The 6,337-nt window shown below is 64.4% G+C and carries 6 protein-coding genes; 3 read left to right on the forward strand and 3 right to left on the reverse strand.

Annotation, left to right across the window (positions count from 1 at the left end; all coding sequences use genetic code 11):
• Nucleotides 1-77 precede the first annotated feature (77 nt).
• The gene (locus tag AC22G6_RS21660) at nucleotides 78-1,379 is read left to right on the forward strand and encodes a D-amino acid dehydrogenase (protein ID WP_487368485.1); all 1,302 of its coding nucleotides are present in this window, start codon (nucleotides 78-80) and stop codon (nucleotides 1,377-1,379) included.
• Nucleotides 1,380-1,410: 31 nt separating this feature from the next.
• Here AC22G6_RS21660 and def read toward each other — a convergent pair whose 3' ends face one another.
• Genes def through AC22G6_RS21675 form a run of 3 tightly spaced genes read right to left on the reverse strand, consistent with a single transcriptional unit; the run spans nucleotide 1,411 to nucleotide 3,621 of the window.
• Nucleotides 1,411-1,950, reverse strand: coding sequence for a peptide deformylase (gene def, locus AC22G6_RS21665; RefSeq protein WP_487368486.1), 540 nt, complete (start codon nucleotides 1,948-1,950; stop codon nucleotides 1,411-1,413).
• Between the two features lie 29 nt (nucleotides 1,951-1,979).
• Nucleotides 1,980-2,648: a methyltransferase family protein gene (locus tag AC22G6_RS21670; RefSeq protein ID WP_487368487.1), complete on the reverse strand. Its 669-nt coding sequence runs from the start codon at nucleotides 2,646-2,648 to the stop codon at nucleotides 1,980-1,982.
• A 58-nt stretch (nucleotides 2,649-2,706) separates the two neighbouring features.
• On the reverse strand, nucleotides 2,707-3,621 hold the full coding sequence (locus AC22G6_RS21675; RefSeq protein ID WP_487368488.1) for a LysR family transcriptional regulator: 915 nt from the start codon (nucleotides 3,619-3,621) through the stop codon (nucleotides 2,707-2,709).
• 183 nt (nucleotides 3,622-3,804) lie between these two features.
• Here AC22G6_RS21675 and AC22G6_RS21680 point away from each other — a divergent pair, with 183 nt between their 5' ends.
• Nucleotides 3,805-4,992: an acyl-CoA dehydrogenase gene (locus AC22G6_RS21680; protein WP_487368489.1), complete on the forward strand. Its 1,188-nt coding sequence runs from the start codon at nucleotides 3,805-3,807 to the stop codon at nucleotides 4,990-4,992.
• Between the two features lies 1 nt (nucleotide 4,993).
• Complete coding sequence (locus AC22G6_RS21685) at nucleotides 4,994-6,214, forward strand: CaiB/BaiF CoA transferase family protein (RefSeq protein WP_487368490.1); 1,221 nt, start codon at nucleotides 4,994-4,996, stop codon at nucleotides 6,212-6,214.
• Nucleotides 6,215-6,337 lie beyond the last annotated feature (123 nt).

The raw sequence follows: 6,337 nt of genomic DNA on the forward strand, positions 1-6,337 counted from the left end.
AGCAGTCAGAGCAGCGCCTGAGTCCGGGGTTCTGCAGGGACTGCAGGCAAGGCGCCCACAACAAGCGGAGATGCATGATGAGAGTTGCGGTGCTGGGGGCCGGTGTGGTCGGCGTGGCGTCAGCCTGGTATCTGGCGCGAGCCGGTTTCGAGGTGACGGTGATCGACCGCCAGCCGGACACCGGACTGGAAACGAGCTTCGCCAACGGCGGCCAGATTGCGGTGTCTCACGCCGAACCGTGGGCGAACCCGTCTACGCCGCTGAAAGCCCTGTCCTGGCTCGGCCGCGAAGATGCGCCCTTGCTCTTTCGTCTGCGCGCCGATCCGGCCTTGCTTGGCTGGACGCTGCGCTTCCTGCGCGAGTGCCTGCCGGGGCGCACGCGGCAGAACATCCGCCACATTCTGAATCTGGCCTCGTACAGCCGCCAGTGCCTCGGTAGCCTGCGGCGCGAACTTGCGGGTGAAGGCGGGCTGCACTACGACCATCTGGAGCGCGGGATTCTGCATTTCTATACCGATCCTGCCGAGTATCGGGCGGCGGTACATGCGGCTGGCATCATGCGTGAGTTCGGTTGCGACCGAAAACTGCTGAGCGTGGACGAATGCATTGCGCTCGAACCGGCGCTGGCTTCAAGTTCGTCCGCGCTCGTTGGTGGCGATTACACCCGTGAGGACGAGTCGGGCGATGCCCATGCCTTTACCCGGCAACTGGCAGCGCATTGTCGGCGGATCGGTGTGCGTTTCATGCTCGGCGACGGGGTCCGGGCGCTTGAGCGCAAAGACGAACGCGTAACCGCGGTGCTCACCGACACGGGCGAGCGCATCGAGGCCGACGCCTGTGTGGTCGCGCTGGGGAGTTACAGCCCGCTCTTGCTGCGCCCGCTCGGACTGCGTATTCCGGTGTATCCCGCCAAGGGCTATTCAGCAACGCTGGCCCTGGCGCCCGATTCCGTCGCGCCTACCGTCAGTCTTACCGACGATGGCCACAAACTGGTGTTCTCCCGTCTGGGCAATCGCCTGCGGGTCGCGGGTACAGCGGAATTCAACGGCTACGACCTGTCGCTCAATCCTGCACGAAGCAATGCCTTGCTCGCGCGCACCCGCAGTCTTTTCCCCGATCTGCGCGAGACCCGCGAACCCGAACTGTGGTGCGGGCTGCGTCCGGTCACACCGTCCAGTGTGCCGCTGATCGGGCGCACGGCGCTGCCCAATCTCTGGCTCAACACCGGGCACGGCACGCTGGGCTGGACCATGGCCTGCGGCTCGGGCGCTGCGCTGGCTGATCTGCTGCGCTCAAGGGCGCCAGGCCTGGCTTTCCCGTTTGTCGGACAGGATCGCAGCGCGCGCGAAGCGGCCGGAGAACTGTCGGTCCAGCGCTGAGCGCAGGTCGGGTGGTCCGGCAGAAACAGCTTCATTCGGCTGCCGGCGCATCCCCAAGGGCGGGGAACAGTACGTCGGTATAGCCAAAACGACTGAAGTCACGAACCCGCATCGGGTACAGGGTGCCGATCAGATGGTCGCACTCGTGCTGGACGACCCGCGCATGAAACCCGTCTACGCAGCGGTCGAGCGGTGTGCCGTCGGCATCGAAGCCCTGGTAGCGCAGGCGGCGAAAACGCGGCACGACGCCGCGCAGGCCCGGCACCGACAGGCAGCCCTCCCAGTCCTCATCTTCTTCTGCGCCGAGCGGCGTGAGCACGGGATTGATCAGGATGGTAGGCGGAACTGCCGGTGCATCGGGATAGCGCGCGCTGCGCTCGAAACCGAAAATCACCAGCTGCAATCCGACGCCGATCTGGGGCGCTGCGAGGCCGACGCCACCGGCCGCGGCCATGGTGTCGAACATGTCGGCAATCAGGGCGTTCAGCTCGCGCGTGCCGAAGGCCTTCACTGGTGCGGCGGGCTGGAGCAGGCGTGGGTCGCCCATTTTCAGGATGCTGCGGACGGTCATGGCGGTTTACTCGTGGTGGCGGTTATTCGTCATGGAGTGCGGGTTTGAGGATGGCTCATTGCTTCGAGTTCGCGTGCTTCGCCCGCGCTCAGGCTGCGACCCGGCAGCGGGAACAGGCCGGGGACCCTGGCCTGATACCGTGCATAGGCTTCGCCATGGAAGCGGCGCAGCTTTCGTTCCTCGAACAGCGATCCGATCCAGAGGTAGAGCGATATGAACACGGTGCTCAGCAGTCGCGCCTCGTCCATGTCGCGGGTCCAGAGAATGACAAGTCCGAGTGCGTACCACGGATGGCGGACGTAGCGGTGCAGCGGCGAGAGGCGAAAGCCGCCGAGATCCTCCACGGCATGTTCGCGGCTGCGCCATTGCGCGAGACCGGTGAAGCTGCCCATGTCGTAATAGCGGCTCGAGACCGCGAAACCGGCGAGCGCAGCCAGCGCGAGTGCGTTGGCCAGCCAGGCGTAGATGCCGGTCCATGCCCAGAGCAGGGGGCCGGACCAGCTGAAGGTGAGCCATAGCGGCGGGACCAGCAGTACGATGCCGAGCAGGTTGAACAGAATGCGGTAGGACGGCATCAGCGCGGGCGCGTGACGCGCCACCAGGGCCTTGAAGCCAAGCGCGGCCAGCAGCGAGTGGATGGCGACATAGGCGATCCAGCTCAGGCTCAGAATGATGATCTGCAGCGGGTCCAGGTGCATCGGGTAATAATCGTCCTGTTTCCGGGCCGGTTTGTAGGTCGCTGCGTGTGAGCCGGGCTCACAGCGGCGGCGTGCCGTGCTCACTATAACGCGCTGTCTCGGCTTGCAGCCACAGGCGGAACTCGGTGAGCGCCACCCGCTCTGCCTTGCGCTCGGGGACGATCAGATAATAGGCGCGTTCGCTGCGCGCGCTGTGCGGGCGGGGCATGATCAGCTCGCCAGCATCCAGTTCTTGCCGGATCAGGAAGGGCGGGATCAGCGCCACGCCGAGCTGGTGAATCGCGGCCTGCGCCAGCATCGAAAACAGTTCCAGTCGCGGTCCGCTCATGTCCTGCTCGACCCGCATGCCGAGCGACTCGAACCAGTGGCGCCAGCCGTAGGGGCGGGTGGTCTGCTGCAGCAGGGGCAGGGTGGAGATCTCTGCCGCGCTCATCACCGGCTTCACGCCCTTCAGCTTGGGGCTGCACACCGGCACCGGATTCTCGTGCATCAGAAAGTGCGCCTCGGTACCCGGCCATCCTGCGTCGCCAAAGTAGATTGCGGCGTCAAACTCGGTTTCGTCGAACAGGAAGGGGCGCGTGCGTGTGCTCATGTTGACGGTGCTGTCGGGGTGGCGCGCGAGGAAGTCCGGCAGCCGCGGCAGCAGCCAGCGTGTGGCAAAGGTCGGCACCACGGCAAGCTCCAGCTTTGCGCCGCGTCCATGGTGCGACATCACCGACAGCGTGTCGCGTTCGACCGCGTCGAGCCGGGCCGAAATCTGCCGGCTGTAGCTCTCTCCCGCCTCGGTCAGACGCACGCCGCGCCGCGTGCGGCGGAACAGGCTTACGCCGAGGAAGTCTTCCAGAGACGCAATCTGTCGGCAGACTGCACTTTGCGTCAGGGCCAGTTCATCGGCCGCGAGGGTAAAGCTTTCGTGTCGCGCCGAGGCGTCAAACGCTAGCAAGGCGGCGGTGCTGGGGATTTTTCTGCGCATGGACGATCTCTTTCCGGCGTGCCGTGTTGAACCCGAGTCAGAATTACGGAGTGAGTAAAGCGCACAGCTTACTTCGAAATAGTCGTTTGCCGACAGCGCCGGGGAAGCCTAGTATCGATTCACCCGGCGGGGCAGACGATGCGGCCGCCAACAAACCACCAAGATTCGTTCAAGGAGATCCACATGGCTGCAGGCAAAACCGCGTTCGACTGGGCTGACCCCTTCTTTCTGGACGGCCAGCTGACCGAAACCGAACGTCTGGTGCGCGATGCTGCGCGCGCCTACTGCCAGGAGAAGCTGCTGCCGCGCGTGCAGGAAGCCTTCCGCCATGAGAAGACCGACCGCGAGATCTTCAACGAGATGGGCGAACTCGGCCTGCTCGGGCCGACCATCCCGGAAGAGTACGGTGGCGCCGGCATGAACTACGTGTGCTACGGCCTGATCGCGCGTGAAGTCGAGCGTGTGGATTCCGGCTACCGCTCGATGATGAGCGTGCAGAGTTCGCTGGTGATGGTGCCGATCAACGAATTCGGCAACGAAGCCACGAAGAAGAAGTATCTGCCCAAGCTCGCCACCGGCGAATGGGTGGGCTGTTTCGGCCTGACCGAGCCCAACCACGGCTCGGACCCGGGCAGCATGGTGACCCGTGCGCGCAAGGTCGACGGCGGCTACAGCCTGTCGGGCTCCAAAATGTGGATCACCAACAGCCCGATCGCCGACGTGTTCGTGGTGTGGGCCAAGGACGACGAAGGCCAGATCCGCGGCTTCGTGCTGGAGAAGGGCTGGAAAGGGCTGTCGGCCCCTGCGATCCACGGCAAGGTCGGCCTGCGTGCCTCGATCACCGGCGAGATCGTCATGGACGAAGTGTTCTGCCCGGAAGAAAACGCCTTCCCGACGGTGCGCGGCCTCAAAGGCCCGTTCACCTGCCTGAACTCGGCCCGTTACGGCATCGCCTGGGGCGCGCTCGGTGCGGCGGAAGCCTGCTACGAAACCGCGCGTCAATACACGATGGACCGCAAGCAGTTCGGTCGCCCGCTCGCGGCCAACCAGCTGGTGCAGAAGAAGCTCGCCGACATGCTCACCGAGATCACGCTCGGTCTGCAGAGCTGCCTGCGCGTCGGACACCTGAAGGATGAAGGCAACGCGGCGGTCGAGATTACCTCGATCATCAAGCGCAACAGCTGCGGCAAGTCGCTGGACATCGCCCGCATGGCGCGCGACATGCTTGGCGGCAACGGCATCTCGGACGAGTTCTGCGTGGCCCGCCACCTGGTGAACCTGGAAGTGGTGAACACCTATGAAGGCACGCACGACGTGCATGCGCTGATCCTCGGCCGCGCCATCACCGGCATCGCTGCGTTCAGCAACTGATATGGGCGCCCTCTCGCACATTCGCGTTCTCGATCTGTCGCGCATTCTGGCCGGCCCCTGGGCCGGACAGATGCTGGCAGACCTGGGGGCAGACGTGATCAAGGTCGAACGCCCCGGTGCGGGTGACGATACCCGCAGCTGGGGGCCGCCGTACCTCAAGGATGAGGCTGGCGAGAACACCTCGGTGGCGGCCTACTACCTGTGCGCCAACCGCAACAAGCGCTCGATCACCATCGACATCACCTGTGCCGAGGGACAGGCGCTGGTGAAGAAGCTGGCGGCCGAGTCCGACGTGGTCATCGAGAACTTTAAGCTTGGTGGTCTGGCCCAGTACGGGCTGGACTATGCGTCGCTGAAGGTGGTCAATCCGCGTCTGGTGTATTGCTCCATCACCGGCTTCGGTCAGGATGGTCCTTACGCGCCGCGTGCGGGCTACGATTTCCTGATCCAGGGCCTTGGTGGTCTGATGAGCCTCACCGGGCATCCGGATGGCGAAGAGGGTGGCGGTCCGATGAAGGTCGGTGTGGCACTGACCGACATCCTCACCGGGCTGTATGCCACCAACGCGATTCAGGCTGCGCTGGCCTGGCGCGAGCGCAGCGGCGAAGGTCAGTTCATCGACATGGCCCTGCTTGATGTGCAGGTGGCCTGCCTCGCCAATCAGGCGATGAATTACCTGACCACCGGCAACAATCCGAAGCGGCTCGGCAATGCGCATCCGAACATCGTGCCCTATCAGGATTTTCCCACTGCGGATGGCTACATGATTCTCGCCATCGGCAATGACGGACAGTTTGCGCGTTTCTGCGCCGAGGCCGGTCAGCCCGAGCTTGCTGCAGATGCACGGTATGCGACCAACAGGGCGCGCGTCGAGAACCGCGCAAGCCTGATTCCAGCGCTCAAGCGCCTGACGATCGAGCGCAGCACGGCGGACTGGATTGCGGCACTGGAGGCAAAAGCGGTACCCTGCGGACCGATCAACACCCTTGCGGACGTGTTCGCAGATCCTCAGGTGCAGGCGCGCGGACTCAAGGTCGACATGCCGCACCCGGTCGCCGGGTCGGTTTCGCTGGTGGCAAATCCGATGCGCTTTTCGGCAACGCCGGTCGAGTACCGCTCGGCGCCGCCTGCACTCGGTGAGCATACCGGGCAGGTCCTGCAGGAAACACTTGGACTGAGTGGCGCCGAAATCGACGGCTTGCGGAGCGCCGGCGTCATCTGAATGCGACCGCAACGGTCTTGCTGGTCATTGCTTAACGGTCGATCTGGCGCAGTGGGCTTTGCCTGTCTGCGCCAGATCATTTTGTGCGAAGACCCGTTCAACAAGAACGATGGAGATTGAGTA

Source organism: Parazoarcus sp. PS-13 R2A, assembly GCF_057621855.1.